This window comes from Kitasatospora sp. NPDC088742, from assembly GCF_055584905.1.
The window spans coordinates 15,729-37,609 of the sequence record NZ_JBVJLD010000050.1 but is presented as its reverse complement, the minus strand read 5'-3'; the positions used below and the strand labels follow the sequence as shown (position 1 = coordinate 37,609).

Here is a 21,881-nt window from a genome sequence, read left to right as displayed (position 1 = left end):
GTCGGTGGAACGGCCTGGGACCGGATAGGCTTGCCGCTCAGCTGAGAAGCGAGCACCTACCGACAACAGCAGACGCGGCCGAGGAGTCACCCGGATGAGCACCACCCCCACTGACCGGCTGCGCGCATTGTTGGAGCCGCTGGCGGCCGAGGCCGGTCTCGACCTCGAGGACGTCACCGTCACCCAGGCGGGCAACCGCCGCCAGGTGCAGATCGACGTGGACGCCGACGGCGGTGTCGACCTGGACGCGATCGCCGAGTTCAGCCGGGTGGTCAGCGAGAAGCTGGACGCCGCCGAGGACGTGATGGGCTCCGCCCCGTACGTCCTGGAGGTCGGCTCCCCGGGGGCCGAGCGCCCGCTCCGCGAGCCCCGCCACTGGCACCGGGCCACCGGCCGCCTCGCCAAGATCCACCTGGTGGACGGCGGCGAGATCACCGCCCGGGTGCTGGAGAGCGACGAGGACGGCGCGCTGGTCGAGGTGCAGCCGGTGAAGGGCCGCGGCAAGCCCAAGGAGCGCCGCCTGGAGTTCTCCGAGGTGGCCCGCGCCCGGGTGCAGGTCGAGTTCAACCGCAAGGAAGACGAGGGGCTGCTCGACGAGTCCGCTCCGGTCGAGGACTCCGACGACGACACCGGCGAAGACGCCGACGACGAGTGAGCACCACCCCGAACATGACCGTGAAGAGAGAAGAGGAGGCGTAGCCGTGGACATCGACATGAGCGCCCTGCGTGGGCTGGTTACCGAGAAGAACATCCCGTTCGACCTGTTGGTCGAGTCGATCGAGTCGGCCCTCCTCATCGCGTACCACCGCACCGAGGGCTCCCGCCGCCGCGCGCGGGTGGAGCTGAACCGCAAGACCGGGCACGTCACCGTCATGGCCCTGGAGGACGCCTCCGAGCTGGAGGAGGGCGTCGAGCCCAAGGAGTTCGACGACACCCCGAGCGGCTTCGGCCGGATCGCCGCCTCCACCGCGAAGCAGGTGATCCTGCAGCGCCTGCGCGACGCCGCCGACGAGAAGACCTTCGGCGAGTACGCGGGCAAGGAGGGCGACATCGTCACCGGTGTCGTCCAGCAGGGCAACGACCCGAAGAACATCCTGGTCGACATCGGCAAGCTGGAGGCCATCCTCCCGCCGCAGGAGCAGGTCCCGGGCGAGGTCTACGCCCACGGCACCCGCCTGAAGTGCTACGTGGTGGCCGTCCGCCGCGGTGTCCGCGGCCCGTCCGTGACGCTGTCGCGGACCCACCCCAGCCTGGTGAGGAAGCTGTTCGCGCTGGAGGTCCCGGAGATCTCCGACGGCACCGTCGAGATCGCCGCGATCGCCCGCGAGGCCGGCCACCGCTCCAAGATCGCCGTCTGGTCCCGCCGGGCCGGCCTGAACGCCAAGGGCGCCTGCATCGGCCCGATGGGCACCCGGGTGCGGAACGTGATGGCCGAGCTGCACGGCGAGAAGATCGACATCGTGGACTGGTCCGAGGACCCGGCCGAGATGGTCGCCGCAGCGCTGTCCCCCGCGCGGGTGAGCAGCGTGGAGATCGTTGACTACGGTCAGCGCTCCGCACGGGTGATCGTGCCGGACTACCAGCTCTCGCTGGCGATCGGCAAGGAGGGCCAGAACGCCCGCCTGGCAGCCCGTCTGACCGGCTGGCGGATCGACATCCGGCCGGACACCGAGGCCCCCGCCGAGGACGATCGCCGGGAATCCCGGGCCGAGTAGTCACGTTGTAGACGTCCTACCGCGATCGGCGGGGCGGCGTCATGTCCCTCCGGAGGGGTAGACTTGAGCTTGTCTGGCCGGACGCATGTCCGAGCATGCCCGGAACGCACCTGCGTGGGCTGCCGCAAGCGCGCGGCCAAGCACCAGCTGTTGCGTGTCGTGGCGGTCGAGGGCATCTGCCTTCCCGACCTCCGCGGCGCACTGCCGGGTCGGGGTGCACATCTGCACCCCGACCTGAACTGCCTCGACCTCGCGGTCCGCCGCCGGGCGTTCCCCCGGGCCTTCCGGCTCCAGGGCACGCTCGACACCACGGCGCTGCGCGAGCACGTCGAGCAGCGGGCAGGGCTCATCCCGCCAGGCTGAGAACCACCGCAACAAGCATCGGATCGGGCCGGCAGGCCTGCGCCCGGTGCGCACCACGTCAGGTACCTCGCGAGTTGGAAGTAGGTCGAGATTGCGATGAGCACTCGATGAGTACGCGATGAGTACGCCCATGAAGTAGCGATGGTCCGGCGGACGAATACCCCGGACACGTAGACAGGAGCGAAGTGGCTAAGGTCCGGGTATACGAGCTTGCCAAGGAGCTCGGCATGGAGAGCAAGGCCGTCATGGCCAAGCTCACCGAGCTGGGTGAGTTCGTCCGTTCGGCGTCCTCGACGATCGAGGCGCCGGTCGTGCGCAAGTTGACTGACGCTTTGGGAGTGGCTGCCCCCTCGGGCAGCGGTGCTGCCAAGCCTGGCCCGCGGAAGCCCGCGGCGCCCCAGCCCACCGGTGCTGCCGGTGGCGCCGCACCCAAGCCGGGTGCCCCCACCCCTGGTCCGCGGCCCGCCGCGACGCCGGGTCCCCGTCCCACCCCGGCCGCTGCGGCTCCCGCCGCGCCGGCCGCCCCCGCCGCGGCGAAGCCCGCCGCCGGCGCCCCCACCCCGGGCCCGCGCCCGGCTGCCCGTCCCGCCACCCCGGCCGCTCCGGCGGCTCCGGCGGCGGAGTTCTCCTCCCCGGCTCCGGCCTCGGCTTCGGCTCCGGCCGCTGAGGCTCCGGCGCGTCCGGCGGCGGCCAACCCGTCCGCCCGTCCGGGCCCGCGCCCGGCCGGCCCGCGTCCGGGCAACAACCCCTTCACCTCCGGCTCCGCGACCGGCATGGGCCGCCCCGGCGACCGTCGTCCGGCCGCCCCGGGCGCTCCGCGTCCGGCGGGCCAGGGCGCTCCGGGCCAGGGTGCCCCGCGTCCCGGTGGCGACCGTCCGCGTCCGGGCGGCGACCGTCCGGGTGCCGGTGGCGCTGCGCGTCCCGGTGGCGACCGTCCGCGTCCGGGCGGCGACCGTCCGGGTGCCGGTGGTGCTCCGCGTCCCGGTGGTGACCGTCCGCGTCCGGCCGGTGCGCCGGGTGCCGGTGGCGCCCCGCGTCCCGGTGGTGACCGTCCGCGTCCCGACGGGATGCCCCGTCCGGCCGGCCCGCGTCCGGGTGCCCCGAGCCCCTCGGGCATGCCCCGTCCGAACCCCGGCATGATGCCGCAGCGTCCGGGCCCGCGCCCGGGTGGCGGTCCCGGTGGTCCCGGTGGCCGTCCGGGTGGTCCCGGTGGCCGTCCGGGTGGTCCGGGTGCCGGTGCCGGCGGCGCCCGTCCCGGTTTCGCCGGCCGTCCGGCCGGTCCGGGCTCGCGTCCGGCCGGTGGCGGCTTCGGCGGCCCGCGTCCGGGTGGTGCCGGTGGCGGCGGCGGTTTCGCCGGCGGCGGTGCCCGTCCGGGTGGCTTCAGCGGCCGTCCGGGTGGTCCGGGTGCCCGTGGTGGCACGCAGGGTGCGTTCGGCCGTGGCCCCGGTGGCCGTCCGGCCCGTGGTCGCAAGTCGAAGCGGGCGAAGCGCCAGGAGTACGAGGCCATGCAGGCCCCGTCCGTCGGCGGTGTGATGCTGCCGCGCGGCAACGGCCAGGCCGTCCGCCTGTCCCGTGGTTCGTCCCTGACGGACTTCGCCGAGAAGATCAACGCCAACCCGGCCGCGCTCGTCTCGGTGATGTTCAACCTCGGTGAGATGGTCACCGCGACCCAGTCGGTCTCGGACGACACGCTCCAGATGCTGGCCGAGGAGATGGGCTTCCAGCTCGAGATCGTCAGCCGTGACGACGAGGACCGCGAGCTGCTCGAGTCGTTCGACATCGACTTCGGTGCCGACGAGGGCGACGAGGACATGCTGGCCGCGCGCCCGCCGGTCGTCACCGTCATGGGTCACGTCGACCACGGTAAGACCCGCCTGCTCGACGCCATCCGCAAGTCCAACGTGGTGGCGGGCGAGGCCGGTGGCATCACCCAGCACATCGGTGCCTACCAGGTCGCGACCGTCGTCAACGGCGAAGAGCGTCCGATCACCTTCCTCGACACCCCGGGTCACGAGGCGTTCTCCGCCATGCGTGCCCGTGGTGCCAAGTCCACCGACATCGCGATCCTGGTGGTCGCGGCCAACGACGGCGTCATGCCGCAGACGGTCGAGGCGTTGAACCACGCCAAGGCCGCCGGCGTGCCGATCGTGGTCGCGGTCAACAAGATCGACGTCGAGGGTGCCGACCCGACCAAGGTCCGCGGTCAGCTGACCGAGTTCGGTCTGGTGGCCGAGGAGTACGGCGGCGACACCATGTTCGTCGACATCTCCGCGCGCCAGGGCCTCAACATCGAGCAGCTGCTCGAGGCCGTGGTCCTGACCGCGGACGCCTCGCTCGACCTCCGGGCCAACCCGGAGCAGGACGCGCAGGGCATCGCGATCGAAGCCCACCTCGACAAGGGCCGCGGCGCCATGGCGACCGTGCTCGTGCAGCGCGGTACCCTCCGCGTCGGTGACTCGATCGTGGTCGGCGACGCCTACGGCCGCGTCCGCGCGATGCTGGACGAGAACGGCAACAGCCTCGCCGAGGCGGGCCCGTCCCGTCCGGTGCTGCTGCTCGGTCTGACCTCGGTGCCCCGCGCCGGCGACAGCTTCATCGTCGTCGACGAGGACCGCACGGCCCGTCAGATCGCCGAGAAGCGCTCGGCCCGCGACCGCAACGCCGCCTTCGCGCAGCGTCGGGTCCGGATCTCGCTCGAGGACCTGGACAAGGCCATCGCAGCGGGCTCCATCGAGCAGCTCAACCTCATCATCAAGGGTGACGTCTCCGGTTCCGTCGAAGCCCTCGAGGACGCCCTCGTCAAGCTTGACGTGGGCGAGGAGGTCGAGCTCCGGGTGCTGCACCGCGGCGTCGGTGCGATCACCGAGTCGGACGTCGACCTGGCCATGGGCTCGGACGCCATCATCATCGGCTTCAACGTGCGCGCCGAAGGCCGCGCCCGTACCGCTGCCGAGAAGGAAGGCGTGGACGTCCGGTACTACTCGGTCATCTACCAGGCCATCGAGGAGATCGAGAACGCCCTCAAGGGTCTGCTCAAGCCCGAGTACGAGGAGGTGCGCCTCGGCTCCGCGGAGATCCGCGAGGTCTTCCGCTCCTCCAAGTTCGGCAACATCGCGGGTGTCATCGTCCGCGAGGGCCTGCTGCGCCGCAACGCCAAGGCCCGCCTCATCCGCGACGGCAAGCTCATCACCGAGAACCTCACCATCGAGGGTCTGCGCCGCTTCAAGGACGATGCCACCGAGGTCCGCGAGGGCTTCGAGGCCGGTGTCACGCTCGGGTCGTTCAACGACATCAAGGTCGACGACGTCATCGAGACCTACGAGATGCGCGAGAAGCCGCGCGCGTAACGCGGTGTGAGCCGGGGCCGGTCGACGGGACGCAAATCCCGTCGACCGGCCCCGGCCTCACTGTTAGCCTCCTGGTACGCCCGTTCGGGCAACTCCTTCGAGGCCCCCAGGCCGGCTCTGGCCTGTCACACATGTTCGTAGGAACACTCACCTTCGACCTGCTCCTCGGCGACGTGCACTCGCTCAAGGAGAAGCGGTCGATCGTGCGGCCCATCGTGGCCGAGCTGGCGCGCAAGTACAGCGTGTGCGCCGCAGAGGTAGGGAACCAGGACCTCCACCGCAGGGCCGAGATCGGTCTGGCGGTCGTGTCCGGCGACGCCGGGTACGTCACGGAGGTGCTGGACAGCTGTGAGCGGCTGGTCGCCGGCCGCCCCGAGGTGATGCTGCTCTCCGTGAGGAGGCGGTACCACGGCGACGAAGACGATTGAGGGGTGACGTCCGGCCGCAGGGCCGGGAGCGTCACACCGACGAGGACCGAGAGCGCCCGCAAGGCCGGGCGCGGGCGGGTACGTTGGGGCCAGGGCCGCACCGGGTGCGACCGTCCCGGTACCGCGCTCACTGCACGAGGAGGCAACGTGACCGACACCGCAAGGGCGCGCAAGCTCGCCGACCGCATCCAGGTGGTGGTGGCCGAGACCCTGCAACGCCGGATCAAGGACCCGCGGCTGGGCTACGTGACCATCACCGACGCCCGGGTCACCGGTGACCTGCGCGAGGCGACCGTCTTCTACACCGTCTACGGTGACGAGGCCGAGCGCGAGGCGTCCGCCGCGGCGCTGGAGAGCGCCAAGGGCGTGCTCCGCTCCGAGGTCGGCAAGCAGACCGGGGTGCGCTTCACCCCGTCGCTGACCTTCATCGCGGACGCCCTGCCGGACAACGCGAAGAACATCGACGACCTGCTCGACAAGGCCCGGCTCTCCGACGCCGCGGTCCGCACGGCCTCGGCCGGCGCGACCTACGCCGGGGAAGCCGACCCCTACCGGGTGCCGGGCGCCGAGCGCGACGACGAGGACGAGTAGCCATGACCGGCGAGCCGGTCGAGGCCGGCGGCCAGGGGGCATCTTCCACCGACACGGTGGAGGGTGCCCTCGCGGTGCTTCCCGGGCAGCGCAGCGCGGGAGAGCCCTCGCTGGCCGGTGAGTGGCAGCGGGTGGTCGAGCTGCTCTCCCGGGCCGACGAGGTGGACCTGATCTGCCACGTGAACCCGGACGGCGACGCGCTCGGTTCGGCACTCGCGGCCGGGCTGGCGCTGCGCTCCCGGGGCTGCCGGGTGCGGGTCTCCTTCGGTGACGACCCGCAGGTGATCCCCGAGTCGCTGGCCTTCCTGCCCGGCCAGGAGCTGATCGTGCCCGCCGCCGAGGTGCCCGCGGCGCCCGCGCTGGTGGTCTGCTTCGACGTGGCCTCCACCGGCCGGCTCGGCCTGCTGCACGACAAGGCCTTCGCCGCCCCGGCCCTGGTGGTCATCGACCACCACGCCTCCAACCCCGGCTTCGGCACCCACCGCCTGATCGACCCGACCGCCCCGGCCACCGCCGTACTGGTGGACGAGCTGCTGCGGCGGCTCGGCGTCGAGCTGGACCAGGAACTGGCCACCTGCCTCTACACCGGCGTGGCCACCGACACCGGCTCCTTCAAGTACGCGGCCACCACCCCGGCCACCCACGAGTTCGCCGGTCGGCTGCTGGCCACCGGCATCCGGCACGACCTGATCTCCCGTCAGCTCTGGGACACCTCCTCCTTCGGCTACCTCAAGGTGCTGGCCGCCGCGCTCGGCCGGGCCGTCTACGAGCCGGACGCGGCCGGCGGCCGCGGGCTGGTGTGGACCTGGGTGCCCTACCAGGACCTGGCGCTGTACGGCGTCACGGTCGAGGAGATCGAGGGCCTGATCGACGTGCTGCGCCGCCCGGCCGAGGCCGAGGTGGCGCTGGTGCTCAAGCAGGACCCGGACGGCACCCTGCGCGGCTCCTGCCGAGCCAAGGGCGAGGTGGACGTGGCCGCGGTCTGCGCGGACCTCGGCGGCGGCGGACACCGCTTCGCGGCCGGGTTCTCCGCCCGGGAGGACGTGGACGTCACGGTCGGGCGGTTCCGGGCGGCGCTGGACGCGCGCGGCTGATTTTTCCTCTCAAGTACTAGGCGCAGAGAAAGAACTGATGAAGCGTAAAGGCACGGGCCCGGACGGACTGGTCATCGTCGACAAGCCGGAGGGCCTGACCTCGCACGGCGTGGTGGCCAAGCTGCGCTGGCTGGCCGGGACCAGGAAGGTCGGGCACGCGGGCACGCTGGACCCGATGGCGACCGGCGTCCTGGTGATCGGCGTGGAGCGGGCCACCCGGCTGCTCGGGCACCTGATGCTCACGGCGAAGACCTACGAGGCGACGATCCGGCTCGGGCAGACCACGATCACGGACGACCGGGAGGGCGACGTCACCGCCTCGGTGGACGCCTCCGGGGTGGCGCGGGAGGCGATCGACGCCGGGATCGCGGCGCTCACCGGCGAGATCCTGCAGGTGCCGTCGAAGGTCAGCGCGATCAAGATCGACGGGAAGCGCTCGTACGCCCGGGTCCGGGAGGGCGAGGACTTCGAGCTGGCGGCCCGGCCCACCTCCATCTTCTCCTTCGTGGTGCACCAGCAGCGCGCGGCGGTGGCGGAGGACGGCACGCCGGTGATCGACCTGGACGTCACGGTGGAGTGCTCCTCCGGCACGTACATCCGGGCGCTGGCCCGTGACCTGGGCGCGGGGCTCGGCGTCGGCGGTCATTTGACGGCCCTTCGGCGGACCAGGGTCGGGCCGTACGGGCTGGACTCGGCGCGGACGCTGGAGCAGCTGGAGGAGGCCGTCAAGGGGGAGGACGGGGCTCCGCTGGAGGTGTTGGCGATCGGGGACGCGGCGGCCGCGGCGTTCCCCCGCTGGGACGTCGACGCCGAGCAGGCCGAACAGCTCTCCCACGGCTCCCGCCTCAAGGCCCCGGGCCTCGACGCGGACGGGCCGGTGGCGGTCTTCGGGCCCGACGGACGCTTCCTGGCCCTGATCGAGGAGAAGGACGGCCAGGCCAAGCCCGTGGCAGTCTTCGTCGGCTGACGCAGCGGACCACCCTCCGGGCCGCTTTTCGGACCGCGCTCGGACCGCCCGGTGGCGGTCAGGGGCGCGAGGAACTGCGCGAGGCGGAAGACACAGACCCGTGTGCCGGGTACGGACGCTCACTTGCAAGTGGATCTCCGTACCCGGCACACGGGTTTCGTTCTTCCGCCTCGCGCAGTTCCTCGCGCCCCTGAGCGCCCTTCGGGCGGCCGAGTGCGCTCACCTGTCTGTGCGAGGCCGTTCCGGAGGGAATTCATCCGTTCAGGTGAGTGGCGGTAGCGCCGGGGCCAGGGGTGGGCAGGCTCCGGGCGGGTGTTGCCGGCGACGGAGGGGCGGGCGTCGTGCTGCTGCGGATCTGCGGGGCGGACGGGCTGGTGCGGGGGCTGGGCTTCGTGGCGGACCGGTCGGGCACCGTGGTGACGGCCCGTCAGGTGGTGGCGGGGGCGGCGGAGCTGGTGCTGCACACGCTCGGTGGGCAGGCCCGGGTGCTCGGTCCGGAGTGCGTGGAGGAGCTGCCCGGTGCGGGGTTGGCGCTGCTGCACACGGCGGGCGTCGGGGGCCTGTCCGAGCAGCCGCCGCCGATCGCCGCAGGGGTGGGCAGCGGACTGCTCACCGTCTGCCAACTAGCCGCAGGGGTATGGGAGTTGACGCAGCTCCAAGGGGGTGTCCGGGCGGTCGGCCCGGGCGGGGTGCTGGAGCTGGAGGTGCCGCAGCTGCGCGGTCCGGTGACGGCGGGGGCGCCGGTGCTGTGCGCGGAGAGCGGGGCGGTGCTCGGGGTGCTGGCACCGGGGCCGGGTGCGTACCCGGTCGCGCTGCCGCTGGACGGGCCGGAGCTGGCCGCCCTGCGCAGCAGGAACGCGGAGGCGGCCCCCGCGTACGGGCGGGCGCTCAACCTCGGCGGGGTGCTGCAGCTGGCCTCGGTGCAGCTGGGTTCGGCGAGCGCCGGGCCGGGCCGGGTCGCGGATCTGGCGGCGGACCGGGTGGACCGTCCGGACGGGCTGACCGGGGAGGAGCCGCGGGCCGTGGTGTCGGCGCTGCTCGGCCCGGCCGGCAGTGGGCGCTCCACCGAGCTGGCGGCGCTGGCGGTCCGCCGGGCCGGTGGGGCGAGGCCTTCGCCGACGCTCTGGCTGCGCGGGGCCGACCTGGCGGCGGGGGAGCCGACCCCGGCGGCCGCGGTGCAGCGCCAACTGGCGCGGGCAGCAGGGCTGTTGGGTGTGCCGGAGCCGGGGCTGCCGGAGCTGCTGATGGTCTGTGCGGCGGCCGAACGGCCGTTGCTGGTGCTGCTGGACGGGTTGGAGGAGGCGCCGGCCGCGGTGACGGGGGAGTGGCTGGCGGGGACGGTGGAGTGGCTCGCGGTGGCCGGGGCCCGGCTGCTGGTGGCGGCCCGGCCCGAGGGCTGGCCGGGGCTGGCGGGGGCGGCGGTGCACGGGCTGGGGGCGTTGCCGGAGGAGGCGGCGGGCCGGGTGGCCCGCCGGTACGGGACGGAGCCCTTCGCGGGGCAGCCGTTGGCGCTGCGGCTGGCGGGGGAGGCGGGGGCTCCGGCGGACCGGGCGGAGCTGTACGCGGGCTGGTTGGACCGGCGCTGCCGGGAGGCGGCCAGGGCGGTCGCGGTGGCGGGGGCCGGGACGGCGCGGCGGGCGGGCACGCACCGGCGGGGCGGTCCCTCGCCGGAGCTGGCGGAGGCCCGGGAGCGGGAGCGGGCGGGGGTGGTGGCCGAGCGGCTGCGGGAGGCGGCCCGCCGGATGCTGTCGAGTGGTCACGGCACCCTGGCCGCGGCCGACTTCGCCGAGCTCTTCCCGGCCGCGGGCGGCTGGGCGGCGGCGGCCCTGGGCGCCCCGCTGCTGGTCCCGGCGGGGCCGGGCTACCGCTTCCCGCACGAGGACGTCGCGGACTGGCTGCAGGCGGCCCAGCTCGACCTGGACGCGGCCCTGCGGCTGCTGCTCGGCGAGACGATGGGCAGCGGCGGCCCGGCGGAGCGGGAGACGGCGCCCGGCGGCTGGTCGGACGGGGGACCTGACGGGGCGTCGGCGCCGGCCGGGGCCGTCCCGGGGGCCCCCGCGCCCGCACCCGGCTCCGCAGCCTCTACCCCAGCCTCCGCGCCCGGTCATGCCGTCTACGCGTCCGAGCCAGGCCTTGCCGCCTTCGCCCCAGTGCCCGTGCCCGGCCATGCCGCCCCCGCCCCGTCCGGCGGGGTGCCGCGGTGGCGGGCCGGGGTGGTGGGGTGGGCGCTGCGGCGGGTGGCGGAACGGTACGGGGCGCAGGGGCTGGACGGCTGGCTGTGGCGGCTGTGGCGTGGGGTGGAGACGGCGCCGGGGCCGGAGGAGGGGTGGTGGGCTCGGCGGCTGCTGGTGGAGGCGCTGGGGTTCGCGGACGGGCCGGCCGGGCACCGGGAGCTGCTGGAGCGGATCGCCGAGCGCGGGGGCGGCGGGCTGGAGCCGGGGTTCTGGACGGGGCTGCCGCTGCCGGTGGAGGACCGGATGGGGCTGCTGCGGCGGCTGGTGACGGCGGGTCAGCCGGCCCGGCAGGCGGTGGCGGAGCTGTTGGCGGCCGAGCCGCAGGCGGTGCTGCCGCTGCTCTGCGGCTGGTACCGGGAGACCGGCGGCAGTGCGGCCGCGGACCTGGCGGACGACCTGCTCTTCGCCCACCGGCACGGTGCGGTGGACGACCTGACGGAGTGTCTGGCGATCGCCGCCCACCCCCGGGCCGACGCGCTGCTGGTCCGGCTGGCCGCGGAGGAGCCCTCGGCGCTGTGCCGGGCGGTCGACCGGTGGAGCCACCGCCCGGGCCCGCAGTGGCACGTTGCGGCGGCGGTGCACGGGCTGCGGGCAGCCCCGTACGCCGCCGGGACGGGGGCCGAACTGCTGCGGCACGCCGCCCGTACGCTGCTCGCCCGGGAGGACGAACCGGCCCTGCACGGTGCGGCTTTGGCGTTGTTGGTGCGGGATCCGGCGGGCCGGGTGCGGCACCTGGCGCGGGCCCTGGAGGCGTACCTGCGGGACGATCCCTTCGTGACCGCCGATCTGCTGGCCCCGGCGCTGGCGGACGAGCCGGAGGTGGTGCTGGCGGCGTTCCGGCGGCGGTTGGCGGAGCCCGGGGCGGCGGTGGCGGAGGTGCTCCGGGTGCTGGCCGGTCAGCCGGGGCCCGGGCTGCTCGGCCCGGCCCTGGATCTGGCCGCCGAGCTGCTGGAACGCGCTCCGGAGGGCGACGGCCCGGCCCGGGAGCGGACGGTGGGTCAGGTGGCCGGGCACCTGGCGGACCTGCTGGCGGGCCCGGCCGGCGCGGAGGCCGTGGTGGCCGCCGCCGCGCTCCGGCCGCCCGCGCTGCGCGGGGTGCTGGCGGTGCTGCTGACCGAGCCGGAGCGCCCCGCCGGACTGCTGGCCGCGCTGCTCGCCGAGGAGCGGGACCCGCTGGTGCTGGTGCCGGTGGTGGAGCGCCTCGCCGCCCGCTACGACGGCCAACCAGCCGATGGAACCAGGGAGTTGGTGAGGATCGCGGCGCAGTCCGGCGGGCCGGGGGTGGACGCCGCGCTGGTCCGCGGGGCGGGCCGCTCGGCCGGGTTCGCCCGGCTGCTGGCCCACTGGCCGGCGGACGAACCGGGCCCGCACGGCGGCCCGCTGCTGGCCCGGATGCGGCTGTTGGCGGCCGACGGAAGGGACCCTCAGTACGCGGCGGCGGAGGCCGAACGCTGCGCCCTGGTGCGGACGCCGCGCGCAGCTGCGGTTCCGGTGCCGACACAGCATCGGGCGCATGGCACGCTATAGGGGTCCGGTAGGGAAGCGAGGGCGTGCGGAGACCGCACGCCGGTTCGGGAACAAGGAGCGGTCAGGTGCAGCGCTGGCGTGGCCTGGAGGAGATCCCCGGGGACTGGGGGCGCAGCGTCGTCACCATCGGATCGTTCGACGGTGTGCACCGGGGCCACCAGCTGATCATCGGCCGGGCCGTGCGGCGGGCCCGGGAGCTCGGGGTGAAGGCGGTCGTGGTCACCTTCGACCCGCACCCGAGCGAGGTCGTCCGGCCGGGCACCCACCCGGCCCTGCTGGCGCCGCAGCCGCGGCGGGCGGAGCTGATCGAGGGGCTGGGCGTGGACGCGGTGCTGGTGCTGCCGTTCACCGCCGCGTTCTCCCAGGAGTCCCCGGAGACCTTCGTGCGGACCGTCCTGGTGGACGCGCTGCACGCGAAGCTGGTGATCGAGGGCCCGAACTTCCGCTTCGGCCACAAGGCGGCGGGGAACGTCGCGCTGCTGGCCGAGTTGGGCCGGGCGGACGACTTCGAGGTGGAGGTGCTCGACCTGGAGCTGCGCGGCGCGGCCGGGGACGGCGTGCCGTTCTCCTCCACGCTGACCCGCCGCCTGGTGGCCGAGGGCGAGGTGGAGGCGGCCGCCGAGGTGCTCGGCCGTCCGCACCGGGTCGAGGGCGTCGTCGTCCAGGGCGCCCAGCGCGGGCGCGAGTTGGGCTACCCGACGGCCAACGTGGACACCGTCGCGCACAGCGCGGTCCCGGCCGACGGGGTGTACGCGGGCTGGCTGACCGCCGACGGCGAGCGGATGCCGGCCGCCATCTCGGTCGGCACCAACCCGACCTTCGACGGCACCCACCGCACGGTCGAGGCCTACGCGATCGACCGGGTCGGGCTGGACCTCTACGGCCTGCACGTGGCGGTGGACTTCCTGGCCTACCTGCGCGGGATGGAGAAGTTCGACTCCATCGAGGCGCTGCTCGACCGGATGGCCGACGACGTGAAGCGGGCCCGCGAGCTGACCGACTCGGCGGCCTGAGCAGGGTTCTGACGGACCGTACGCCTGAGGGCGGCCCACCGGACGGTGGGCCGCCCTCAGGCGTCACGTGCCTACTGCTGCGGCTGCTGGGGCGGCGGCGGGTAGCCGTACCCGGGCTGCTGCGGTGGCTGCTGCGGCTGCTGTTGCGGCTGCTGCGCCCACTCCTGGGGCAGCGGCTGCTGCGGGTAGCCGCCCGGCTGCTGCGGGGGCTGCTGCTGCGGGGCCCAGGGCTGGCCCTGCTGCGGGTAACCGCCCTGCTGCGGCGGCGGGTAGCCGCCCTGCTGGGGGTAGCCCGGCTGGCCCTGCTGCTGCGGGTAGCCCGGGTAGCCGCCCTGCGGCTGGGGCTGGCCCCAGCCGCCGGCCGCGTGCTGGGCCCGCACGATGTCCTCGCCGACCAGGGTGGCGAGTTCGAAGTAGGCGTCCCGGACCTTGGGGCGCATCATCGCGAGGTTGACCTCGGCGCCGGCCGCAAGGCTCTCGTCGAAGGGCACCACCACGACGCCGCGGCAGCGGGTCTGGAAGTGCGCGACGATGTCCTCGATCTTGATCAGCTTGCTGGTCTCGCGGACCCCGGAGACCACCGTGATGGAGCGCTGCACCAGGTCGGCGTAGCCGTGCGCGGAGAGCCAGTCCAGCGTGGTGGAGGCCGAACTGGCGCCGTCCACGCTGGGCGTGGAGACGATGATCAGCTGGTCGGCCAGGTCGAGCACGCCGCGCATCGCGCTGTAGAGCAGACCGGTGCCGGAGTCGGTCAGGATGATCGGGTAGTGCTGCCCGAGCACCTGGATCACCTGGCGGTAGTCCGAGTCGTTGAAGGTGGTCGAGACGGCCGGGTCCACGTCGTTGGCCAGGATCTCCAGGCCCGAGTGCAGGTCCTGCGAGGTGAACTGACGCACGTCCATGTAGCTGCGCAGGTGCGGGATGGCCGTCACCAGGTCGCGGATGGTCGCGCCGGTCTGCCGCTTCACCCGGCGGCCGAGGGTGCCGGCGTCCGGGTTGGCGTCGATCGCGATGACCTTGTCCTGGCGCTCGGTGGCCAGCGTGGCCCCCAGCGCGGTGGTCGTGGTCGTCTTGCCGACGCCGCCCTTGAGGCTGATCACGGCGATCCGATAGCAGGAGAGCACCGGGGCGCGGATGACCTCCAGCTTGCGGGCCCGGTCGGCCTGGGCCGCCTTGCCGCCGAACTTCAGCCGGGACTCCCGCTGCTGCTTCGGCTGGCCGCGCAGCAGGCGGTCGGAGGAGAGCTCCACGGCCGCGGTGTAGCCGAGCGCGGCGCCGTGTGCCATCGGCTGCTGCTGGCCCTGCCCCTGGAAGGCGACCGGCGCCTGCGGCACCGCCTGCTGCGGGTAGGGCTGCTGCGGCTGCTGCTGGGGGTACGGCTGCGGCGCGGGCTGCTGCGGCGCGGCCTGCGGCCAGCCGCCCTGCCGCGGGTCCACCGGCTGCTGCGGCGGGGCGGTCTGAGGGTGCGTCGGCTGCTGCGGCCACGGCCCGGGCTGCGGACCGGGCGGCACGGCCGCGCCCTGCTGCGGGTACGGCGGCGGCGGGCCGGGCTGGGCGTGCGGAGGCTGAGGGTGCGTCGGCTGAGGGTGGGCCGGCTGCGCGTGGACGGGCTGCGGCGGCACGGGGCCGGGGACGGCCTGCCCGTCCGCCGTGACGGGGGCCGGCAGCGGTGCGGGCGGCACGGGGGCCACCGGTACCGGGGCGGACTGCAACTCGACCGGGGCGGGCGCCGGTTGGCCGTGCTCGGTTACCGGCGGCAGCACGGCGGTCTCGGCCATCTCGGCCGGGGCGGGGACGACCGGTGCCGGAGCCACGGGCGCGGGAGCCACCGGCGCGGGCGTCTCGGCGGCCGGGGCCGCGACGGGGGCGGGCGCGGGCGGCGCCACCGGGCCTGGGGCCGGCGCGGGGGCCGGCGTGGGTACGGGGGCGGGAGCCGGGGCGGCTGCGGGGTTCTGGGCCCCGGCCGCCGGGTCGCCCTGGGTGTACCAGGACGGTGGGGAGTAGTCAGGAACGTCCGACCAGTCGTCGTCGTCCTCCGCCGCGTTGTCGCCGACGTAGACGCCGTCCCGATCGCTGCTCACTTGGGCTCCCTCGTGTTCGCCGCCGCTGTTCGCGGTGCCGTAGGCACAAGACTAGGACGTGTGGTCCGGTTGGCCTAAGGCGGTGCCGGAACTCACACCATCGTGGACGAATGGAGAGGTCCGCACACCGTGCCCCTGGTGTACGGACCGTCCCGCAGGTCTTCCGTCAGTCCATCCGGCGCGGGCCGCCGAGCACCTGGGCCTCGGCCTCGCCCGGGTTGGTCATCACGAACTGACGCCGCATCCGGGTCGCCCAGAGCGTGATGTTGTCGCCCAGCGTGGGGAGCGCGGCGACCTCCTGGTCGCCGAGCGAGAGCAGCCGGGCGAGGATCTCCGCCTCCTGCGGGGAGACCCGCTGGACACCCACCAGGTCGGCCGCGTTGATCACCCGTGAGGCGTTCGGGCCGAGGTAGGGCAGCAGGGTCAGGGTGGTCTGCCAGGGCGAGGCCGAGAGCCGGCTGCGCGGCGGGCGGGCACCGAGGTCGCGCACCACCAGCACCGGCGAGGCGACCGAGGCGCCCTGGGCGCCGAGCCGGCCGACCTGGTGGATCGTCACGCAGGGCTGGCCGCCGCCGGCCGCCTGGGCCATCGGGGCCCAGGCCTGCGGGCGGGCGGTCTCGACCGCGACCCGGGCGCCGGTGGCGGCCGCCCGGAGGGCGATCACCTGGGCCGACCACATGCCGCCGACCAGCACCAACTCGTACTGGCTGGGGCGGAACAGGCCGATCACGGCGGGCTGGTTCTGCGGGTCCACGCCGATCAGCACGCCGTCGTCGCCGACCGGGAAGGCCAGCGCGGCCAGGTCCTCGGCGGCCAGCACGTGCCGCTCGCGGCGCGGGCCGCGCAGGCCGAAGCCGGGACGCAGCCGGGGGGCCCGGGCGGTGGGCTCGGGCGCGGTCTGGCCGGGATAGGTCTGATAGGCCATCAGGAAGTCCCTCCCAGGGGCAGCGTGGCGAGCAGGCCGGGTGCCTGCTCCAGGTCGAGCCGGGTCAGGCCGATCCCGGAGCTCTGGGCGCGCGACTCCACCATCCGGCCGACCTGGGTGACCTCGCTCTCGCTGCGGCCGGTGACGCGCACGTGCGCGCTGACGGCGATCGAGTCACCGGTGCCGCGGCTGGCGGTCAGGCTGAAGGTGCTGGCCAGCGCGGGGGTGTTGGTGACCAGGTTGACCAGGTCGGGGGCGGCGATCCGGCCGGGGGCGCCGCCGGGGCGGCTGAGCTGGGGCCACTTGGAGACCCAGAAGGTGGCGTGCCAGCGGTCGTCCACCCGCCAGAACTTGCGGCTCTCCTGGGTGCGGCGGCCGTTCCCGCCACCGCCTCCGGTGCCCTGACGGCCCGCCACCGCGATCGGGTTGGCGCAGACCGAGATGGCCAGCGCGGCGATCAGCTCGCGCTCGTCCAGCACGGTGGCGGTGAAGCCGGCCCCGTTGAGGCGTCCGGCCAGCTGGTCGGTGACGCGCTGGAGCGCCTTGCGGGCGCCCTCCTCGCCGCCGCCGCGGGCCTGGACGGCGGTGCGGGTCTGCTCCGGGCTGAGCTTGAGCGCGATCCAGGTGAGCCGCAGGCCCGGGGTGGCCACGCCGTCCGGGAGCTGGTGGTAGGCGCGGGCGGCCAGCGACTGGTCGGGCAGGTGCGGAGCCGGGGCCGGCTGGGTGTGCTGCACCAACTGCACCGACTCCAGGGTGATGTCGTCCACCTGGAGGGCGGAGCAGAGCACGTCCAGCGGGAGCGGCAGCGCGTTGCGGTGCGGCCGCAGCGGCTGGTCCTTGGCCTGCACCAGCAGGATCGAGGTGAGGAAGGTGCCGTCGCCGATCATGCCGGTCTCCCGGCGGACGGGGCGGCCGCCGCCGAGGTCGGCCTCGATCGCGTGGGTGTAGGTGCGCAGCGCCGGTTCGAGCTCCAGCGCCGGGGCCAGGGCCGGGTCGGTGCCGGGCGGCGGCACGTTCGCCTGGGCCTGGCGGCGGCGGGAGTTGAGCTCGGCGCGGACCCGCAGGCCCTCCGGCAGGCTGAGGCCGTTGAGCGGCAGCACTGCCAGCACCACGAGCAGCAGCGCCGGCACCGCGAACACCCCGGCCATCGGCTTGCTGATCGTCCAGCCGACCGCCACCAAGGCCAACGCGACCTCCAGCAGCACGAGTTGCTGGAGCCGCAGCCGGGTGCCGAGCAGGCCCGGCCGCGGGTGCACCTTCACCGGCACCGGCGCGGTGGCCCGGGCGGGCCCGGACCGCGCGCGGCGGCTGCCGCCGCTTCCCCCGCCGTTTCCTGCGCTGCGTCGCCCTGGAGCGGTCTGACTTGGCATCCCCCGAGTGGCCCTCTCTGAATCAGATAATCCACGGCCCGGTTGACCGGTCGGCAAACCGTACCCGTACCGTACTCACCGTCTGCTGCCGCATCGTAGAGGGTTGGCTGCGATGTGCACCCGGCGGGTGGCAGACTCAGCCGCCGTGGCCCGGGACGGGGAACGTACGTACGGGCCGGTCGTGCTGACGCACACACAGTTGTCGGACTGGCAATTCGGTCGAACAGGGGAGACGACGAGCGATGGCATCACGCCGCGACGAGCTGAACGCCTACACCTCGGCGCGCAAGCGGACGGTGGGCGCCTTCCTGCTGCCCAGCGGCGGGGGGAACGACGAGGACGCGCCGCGTCCGGTGAAGGCGATCCTGCCCAGTGTGGTGGTGGCCGCGGTGATCGTGGCCGGTTTCGGCATGTGGGGTGTGATCAAGCCCGCCGCGCCCAAGGACTGGGACAGCGGAGCCAACATCATCCAGGGCAAGCAGTCGACCACCCGCTACGTGATCCTGCCGAACCAGAAGACCAAGGAGAAGGAACTCCGCCAGGTCCTCAACATGTCCTCGGCCCGGCTGGTCCTGCCGGCCGGCGCCAAGGTGGTGATCGTGGCCGACAAGGTGCTGGACGCCTACAAGAACCACGGCCCGACCATCGGCATCCCGTACGCCCCGGACAAGCTCCCGCTGGACTCGGTGGCCGGCCAGACCAAGCTCTGGACGGTCTGCAACCGCCCGGGCTCGGACGAGAAGAAGCCGCCGAACCAGGCGGTCTTCGTCGCCGCCGACAAGGACGCCGCCGCGCTGCGCGACCCGGCCCGGATGCTCGGCCCCGGCCAGATGATGTTCGTCCAGGGCCCCAAGCAGGGGACCTACCCCGGCTCCAAGTACCTGATCGACAACAAGGGTTACCTGCACTTCCTGGGCGGCCCCTCGGCCACCGAGAAGCAGCGCTCGGCGATGGAGGACGGCCTGTTCGGCGCCAACGCCGACCCGGAGCAGGTGACCCAGGAGTGGCTGGACACCCTGGAGAAGGGCGGGGCGGTGGAGTTCAAGCGCCCCGACGAGTTCGACGCCAAGAAGAACCAGCCCTCCCAGCTCCCGCTCACCGGCACGGAGAACAAGAAGGTCGGCCGGCTGGTCTCCTTCCAGAACCGCGCCTTCTACATGGTCGGCTACGACAAGCTCTACGAGATCTCCGCATTCCAGTCCCGGCTGATGGTCAACGACCTCGAACTGCGGGCGCTCTACGGCGGCACCACGCCGAAGTTCGCCGAGCTCTCGCCGAGCGACTACGCCCAGGTCAAGGGCATGATCGACGACAAGGCCCTGCAGGACGACAAGGACCTGCCGGACGAGCTGCCGCAGGACCAGGCGGTCAACTTCAGCAAGGACCGCCGCACGCTCTGCAGCACCTTCGAGGGCATGGACGGACAGACCGTCAAGCGCAGCGTCTGGGCGGCCAAGGAGTACCCGGCGCCGATCACCTCCGGCGCCGCCAGCGCCCGGGTCTCACCCGGCCACGGCGTGCTGTTCCGCTCCCTGGACTCCTCGGGCGACGACACCTCGGGCACCAACTTCCTGATCACCGAGACCGGTCTGCGCTACTCGGTGCCGAGCAACAACGACGGCGGGAAGGGTGGCCAGCCGGGCACCGAACAGCCTGCTCAGGGGCAGCAGTCGGGGCCCGAGAAGACCAACGAGGCCCAGGCCAGGCTCGGTTACGAGAAGGTGGCCCCGGTCCCGGTGCCGTCCGTCTGGGCCAAGCTGGTGCCCGCCGGGCCGGTGCTGAGCACCGCCGCCGCACTCCAGGCCCAGATCGCCTGACGCCCGCTCAGTTCGCCTGCCCGGGGCGTGTGTCATGGCTTGGTAACTACCTGGCTCCCGATGTTGGGCCCCTTGCGGGTGACGGCTACAGTGCTGGAGGACATCACACCGTGATGTCCGACGGACCGTCCGTGCCAGTACGGTCCGTGGGGAAGTCTGTCTCATGGGGGACGGTGGATCATGGCTGGTCAGTTCACGACGACCGCTGACGAAATGAACGCGTTTGCCAACCGCATTCAGGAGGTGAACTCGTCCGTCCAGGGCGAGATCCAGCGGTTGAACACGCTGGTCGACGAGATCAAGGCGGGCTGGCAGGGTCAGGCCGCTGCCGCCTACCAGCAGCTCCAGACCCGGTTCAACGAGGACGCCACCAAGCTGAACCAGGTGCTCGACGAGATCCGTCAGGCGATCGTGGCCACGACTCAGGCCTACACCGCCACGGAAGAGGAGCAGCGCTCCGCGATGAACACCGGCGGCGGTTTCTGAGTCTTCCGGCCAGGCCGAAGACAGCACTCACGGCCCGCCGGATGCGGGCCGAATCGACTCCATCGGAACAGGGGAAACCATGGGCGACCACATTCTCGTCAGTTTTGAGACCATCCGGAACGCCAGCAGCGAGGTCAAGCAGGGTGCCACGCGCATCCAGTCGCAGCTCGACGACCTGAAGTCCGGCGTGCAGAAGATCGCCGCCTCCTGGCAGGGTGCGGCTCAGGAGGGCTACCAGGCCCGCCAGCTGCAGTGGGACCAGAGCGCGGCCGACCTGCAGCAGGCACTGCAGCAGATCTCCGTCTCGTTGGACAACGCCGCTCAGAGCTACCAGCAGACCGAGAGCAAGAACACCGCCATCTGGGGCAGCTGATCCCGCCGCCGTCCGCATGGACGGCGTGCCAGGCAGTGATGGGGCGGGCGCCCGGCCGGGCGCCCGCCCCCGGTGCGTATCCTGGCCCGGGCACGAACGCCCGGCCCGGGGAGGGCCGTTCCACGGGGTACGGCGCGGGGTGGAGCATTGAGGGGACGTCAGGTGTCGTTCGTCAGGTACCGCAGGGCGGCTGCCGCCTTCGTCGCGCTCGGGGTGGTCGGCGGTCTGGCCGCCGCGCCCGCGCAGGCGGAGACGGCGGGAGAGCACTGGTCGCCGCTGGGGATCGCGGCCTCGGCCGAGTGCACCTTCCCCTCCAACAACGTGGAGAGCACGCCCTGGTCCGTCCAGCGGCTGCTGCTCGACCAGCTCTGGGGCGGGGATCCGAAGCCCGGCTCCAAGGAGCAGGTGGTGTACAACGGCGCCGGGGTGAAGGTCGCGGTGATCGACACCGGCGTGGACGACTCCAACGTCCAGCTCCAGGGCAAGGTCGAGGAGGGTCTCTTCCCCCTCGTGGACAAGTCCACCGGCAAGAAGCCCGACGGCAACGCCAAGACCGACCCGGTCGGCCACGGCACCAAGGTGGCCGGCATCATCGCGGCCCGCAAGGTGCCCGGCACCGGCTTCGTGGGCCTCGCCCCGGGGGCCTCGATCGTGAGCTACCGGCAGAACGACGCCCAGGGCAACGGTGACGTGACCACCCTGATCGACTCGATCAAGGACGCGATCAACCGGGGGGTCGACGTCATCAACATCTCCCAGGACGTCCGGGCCACCAACGAGAAGGGCGACTTCGACCACAGCGAGGAGCTCAAGGCGATCGTCGCGGTGGCCGAGGAGCGGAACATCGTCGTGGTGGCCTCGGCCGGCAACGACGGCCACGAGGTGGCCACCTACCCCGCCGCCTACCCGACCGTGCTCGCGGTCGGCGCCTCGGACCGCAACAACGAGCGCGCCACCTTCTCCCAGTACGGCGAGTTCGTCGACATCGCCGCCCCCGGGGTGGACATGCTCTCCACCGTCCCCAAGGGCGGCCAGTGCGTGGACAACGGCACCAGCTTCTCCACCCCGTACGTGGCCGGCGTGGCCGCCCTGCTCAAGCAGCGGCACAAGGACTGGACGGCCCGTCAGATCCGGGCCCGGATCATGCAGACCGCGCAGCGCACCGAGCGCAGCAGCAACCGCTTCCTCGGCTGGGGCGTGGTCGATCCGGTGAAGGCCGTGCGCAGCACCGCGCCCCCGGCCGACGCGCCGGAGGACGACCCGCCGCTGAAGCTGGAGCAGGACCCGCTGATGGCCCAGCCGGCCGGCCTGGTCGAGACCCAGCAGGACCGCGACTCCCGCACCGCCACCTACGTGCTGGGCCTGGGCGGCCTGCTGGTGGGCGGTCTGGCGGGCGGCTCGGTGGTGCTGCGCGACCGGCGCCGCCGCGAGGACTGAGCACCCGCACGGGGCAGTCGGGAAAGGGCAGTCGAGAAAGGGCCGTGGGGGGGCGGGGGGCGGGGGGGGGGCGGGGGGGGGCGGGCCGCCCCCCCCCCCCGCCCCGCCCCCCC

The 21,881-nt window shown here is 73.6% G+C and carries 17 protein-coding genes; 14 read left to right on the top strand and 3 right to left on the bottom strand.

Annotated features, from left to right (window positions below; all coding sequences use genetic code 11):
* The first annotated feature begins 94 nt into the window (after positions 1–94).
* From rimP to ACZ6ZR_RS30645, 10 genes are all read left to right on the top strand, one after another.
* A complete protein-coding gene (rimP, locus tag ACZ6ZR_RS30690) occupies positions 95–655 on the top strand; it encodes a ribosome maturation factor RimP (protein WP_465647880.1) in 561 nt (186 codons plus the stop codon).
* Between the two features lie 46 nt (positions 656–701).
* The gene (nusA, locus tag ACZ6ZR_RS30685; protein WP_465647878.1) at positions 702–1,715 is read left to right on the top strand and encodes a transcription termination factor NusA; all 1,014 of its coding nucleotides are present in this window, start codon (positions 702–704) and stop codon (positions 1,713–1,715) included.
* Positions 1,716–1,784: 69 nt separating this feature from the next.
* The gene (locus tag ACZ6ZR_RS30680; RefSeq protein ID WP_465647925.1) at positions 1,785–2,078 is read left to right on the top strand and encodes a YlxR family protein; all 294 of its coding nucleotides are present in this window, start codon (positions 1,785–1,787) and stop codon (positions 2,076–2,078) included.
* 185 nt (positions 2,079–2,263) lie between these two features.
* Positions 2,264–5,425: a translation initiation factor IF-2 gene (gene infB, locus ACZ6ZR_RS30675; RefSeq protein WP_465647877.1), complete on the top strand. Its 3,162-nt coding sequence runs from the start codon at positions 2,264–2,266 to the stop codon at positions 5,423–5,425.
* A gap of 131 nt (positions 5,426–5,556) precedes the next feature.
* Complete coding sequence (locus tag ACZ6ZR_RS30670) at positions 5,557–5,853, top strand: DUF503 domain-containing protein (RefSeq protein ID WP_465647875.1); 297 nt, start codon at positions 5,557–5,559, stop codon at positions 5,851–5,853.
* Positions 5,854–6,000: 147 nt separating this feature from the next.
* Entirely contained in the window at positions 6,001–6,444 is a 444-nt protein-coding gene (gene rbfA / locus ACZ6ZR_RS30665; protein WP_465647873.1) for a 30S ribosome-binding factor RbfA, read from the top strand.
* A 2-nt stretch (positions 6,445–6,446) separates the two neighbouring features.
* A complete protein-coding gene (locus tag ACZ6ZR_RS30660) occupies positions 6,447–7,538 on the top strand; it encodes a DHH family phosphoesterase (protein ID WP_465647871.1) in 1,092 nt (363 codons plus the stop codon).
* Positions 7,539–7,575: 37 nt separating this feature from the next.
* Entirely contained in the window at positions 7,576–8,505 is a 930-nt protein-coding gene (truB, locus tag ACZ6ZR_RS30655) for a tRNA pseudouridine(55) synthase TruB (protein WP_465647869.1), read from the top strand.
* A gap of 341 nt (positions 8,506–8,846) precedes the next feature.
* A complete protein-coding gene (locus ACZ6ZR_RS30650; protein ID WP_465647867.1) occupies positions 8,847–12,266 on the top strand; it encodes a hypothetical protein in 3,420 nt (1,139 codons plus the stop codon).
* Between the two features lie 65 nt (positions 12,267–12,331).
* Complete coding sequence (locus tag ACZ6ZR_RS30645) at positions 12,332–13,279, top strand: bifunctional riboflavin kinase/FAD synthetase (protein WP_465647865.1); 948 nt, start codon at positions 12,332–12,334, stop codon at positions 13,277–13,279.
* Positions 13,280–13,350: 71 nt separating this feature from the next.
* Here the strand turns inward: ACZ6ZR_RS30645 and ACZ6ZR_RS30640 are convergent, their stop codons facing one another.
* The 3 genes from ACZ6ZR_RS30640 to eccE all read right to left on the bottom strand — a co-directional run bounded on the left by ACZ6ZR_RS30640 (position 13,351) and on the right by eccE (position 17,547).
* The gene (locus ACZ6ZR_RS30640) at positions 13,351–15,360 is read right to left on the bottom strand and encodes a nucleotide-binding protein (protein WP_465647863.1); all 2,010 of its coding nucleotides are present in this window, start codon (positions 15,358–15,360) and stop codon (positions 13,351–13,353) included.
* 166 nt (positions 15,361–15,526) lie between these two features.
* Positions 15,527–16,285, bottom strand: coding sequence for a hypothetical protein (locus ACZ6ZR_RS30635; RefSeq protein ID WP_465647862.1), 759 nt, complete (start codon positions 16,283–16,285; stop codon positions 15,527–15,529).
* Positions 16,285–17,547 (bottom strand): type VII secretion protein EccE, encoded by a 1,263-nt coding sequence (eccE, locus tag ACZ6ZR_RS30630; protein WP_465647860.1) that lies wholly within the window; start codon positions 17,545–17,547, stop codon positions 16,285–16,287. The genes ACZ6ZR_RS30635 and eccE overlap by 1 nt, the downstream gene beginning before the upstream one ends.
* Before the next feature lie 350 nt (positions 17,548–17,897).
* On the opposite strand from eccE, the gene ACZ6ZR_RS30625 reads away from it, so the two are divergent.
* From ACZ6ZR_RS30625 to mycP, 4 genes are all read left to right on the top strand, one after another.
* Positions 17,898–19,472: a type VII secretion protein EccB gene (locus ACZ6ZR_RS30625; protein ID WP_465647858.1), complete on the top strand. Its 1,575-nt coding sequence runs from the start codon at positions 17,898–17,900 to the stop codon at positions 19,470–19,472.
* Between the two features lie 180 nt (positions 19,473–19,652).
* Positions 19,653–19,958 carry a WXG100 family type VII secretion target gene (locus ACZ6ZR_RS30620; protein WP_465647856.1) on the top strand — a complete coding sequence of 102 codons (306 nt, stop codon included), beginning with the start codon at positions 19,653–19,655 and terminating at the stop codon, positions 19,956–19,958.
* Between the two features lie 79 nt (positions 19,959–20,037).
* Complete coding sequence (locus tag ACZ6ZR_RS30615; protein ID WP_465647854.1) at positions 20,038–20,331, top strand: WXG100 family type VII secretion target; 294 nt, start codon at positions 20,038–20,040, stop codon at positions 20,329–20,331.
* A 162-nt stretch (positions 20,332–20,493) separates the two neighbouring features.
* The gene (mycP, locus tag ACZ6ZR_RS30610; protein WP_465647852.1) at positions 20,494–21,768 is read left to right on the top strand and encodes a type VII secretion-associated serine protease mycosin; all 1,275 of its coding nucleotides are present in this window, start codon (positions 20,494–20,496) and stop codon (positions 21,766–21,768) included.
* Positions 21,769–21,881 lie beyond the last annotated feature (113 nt).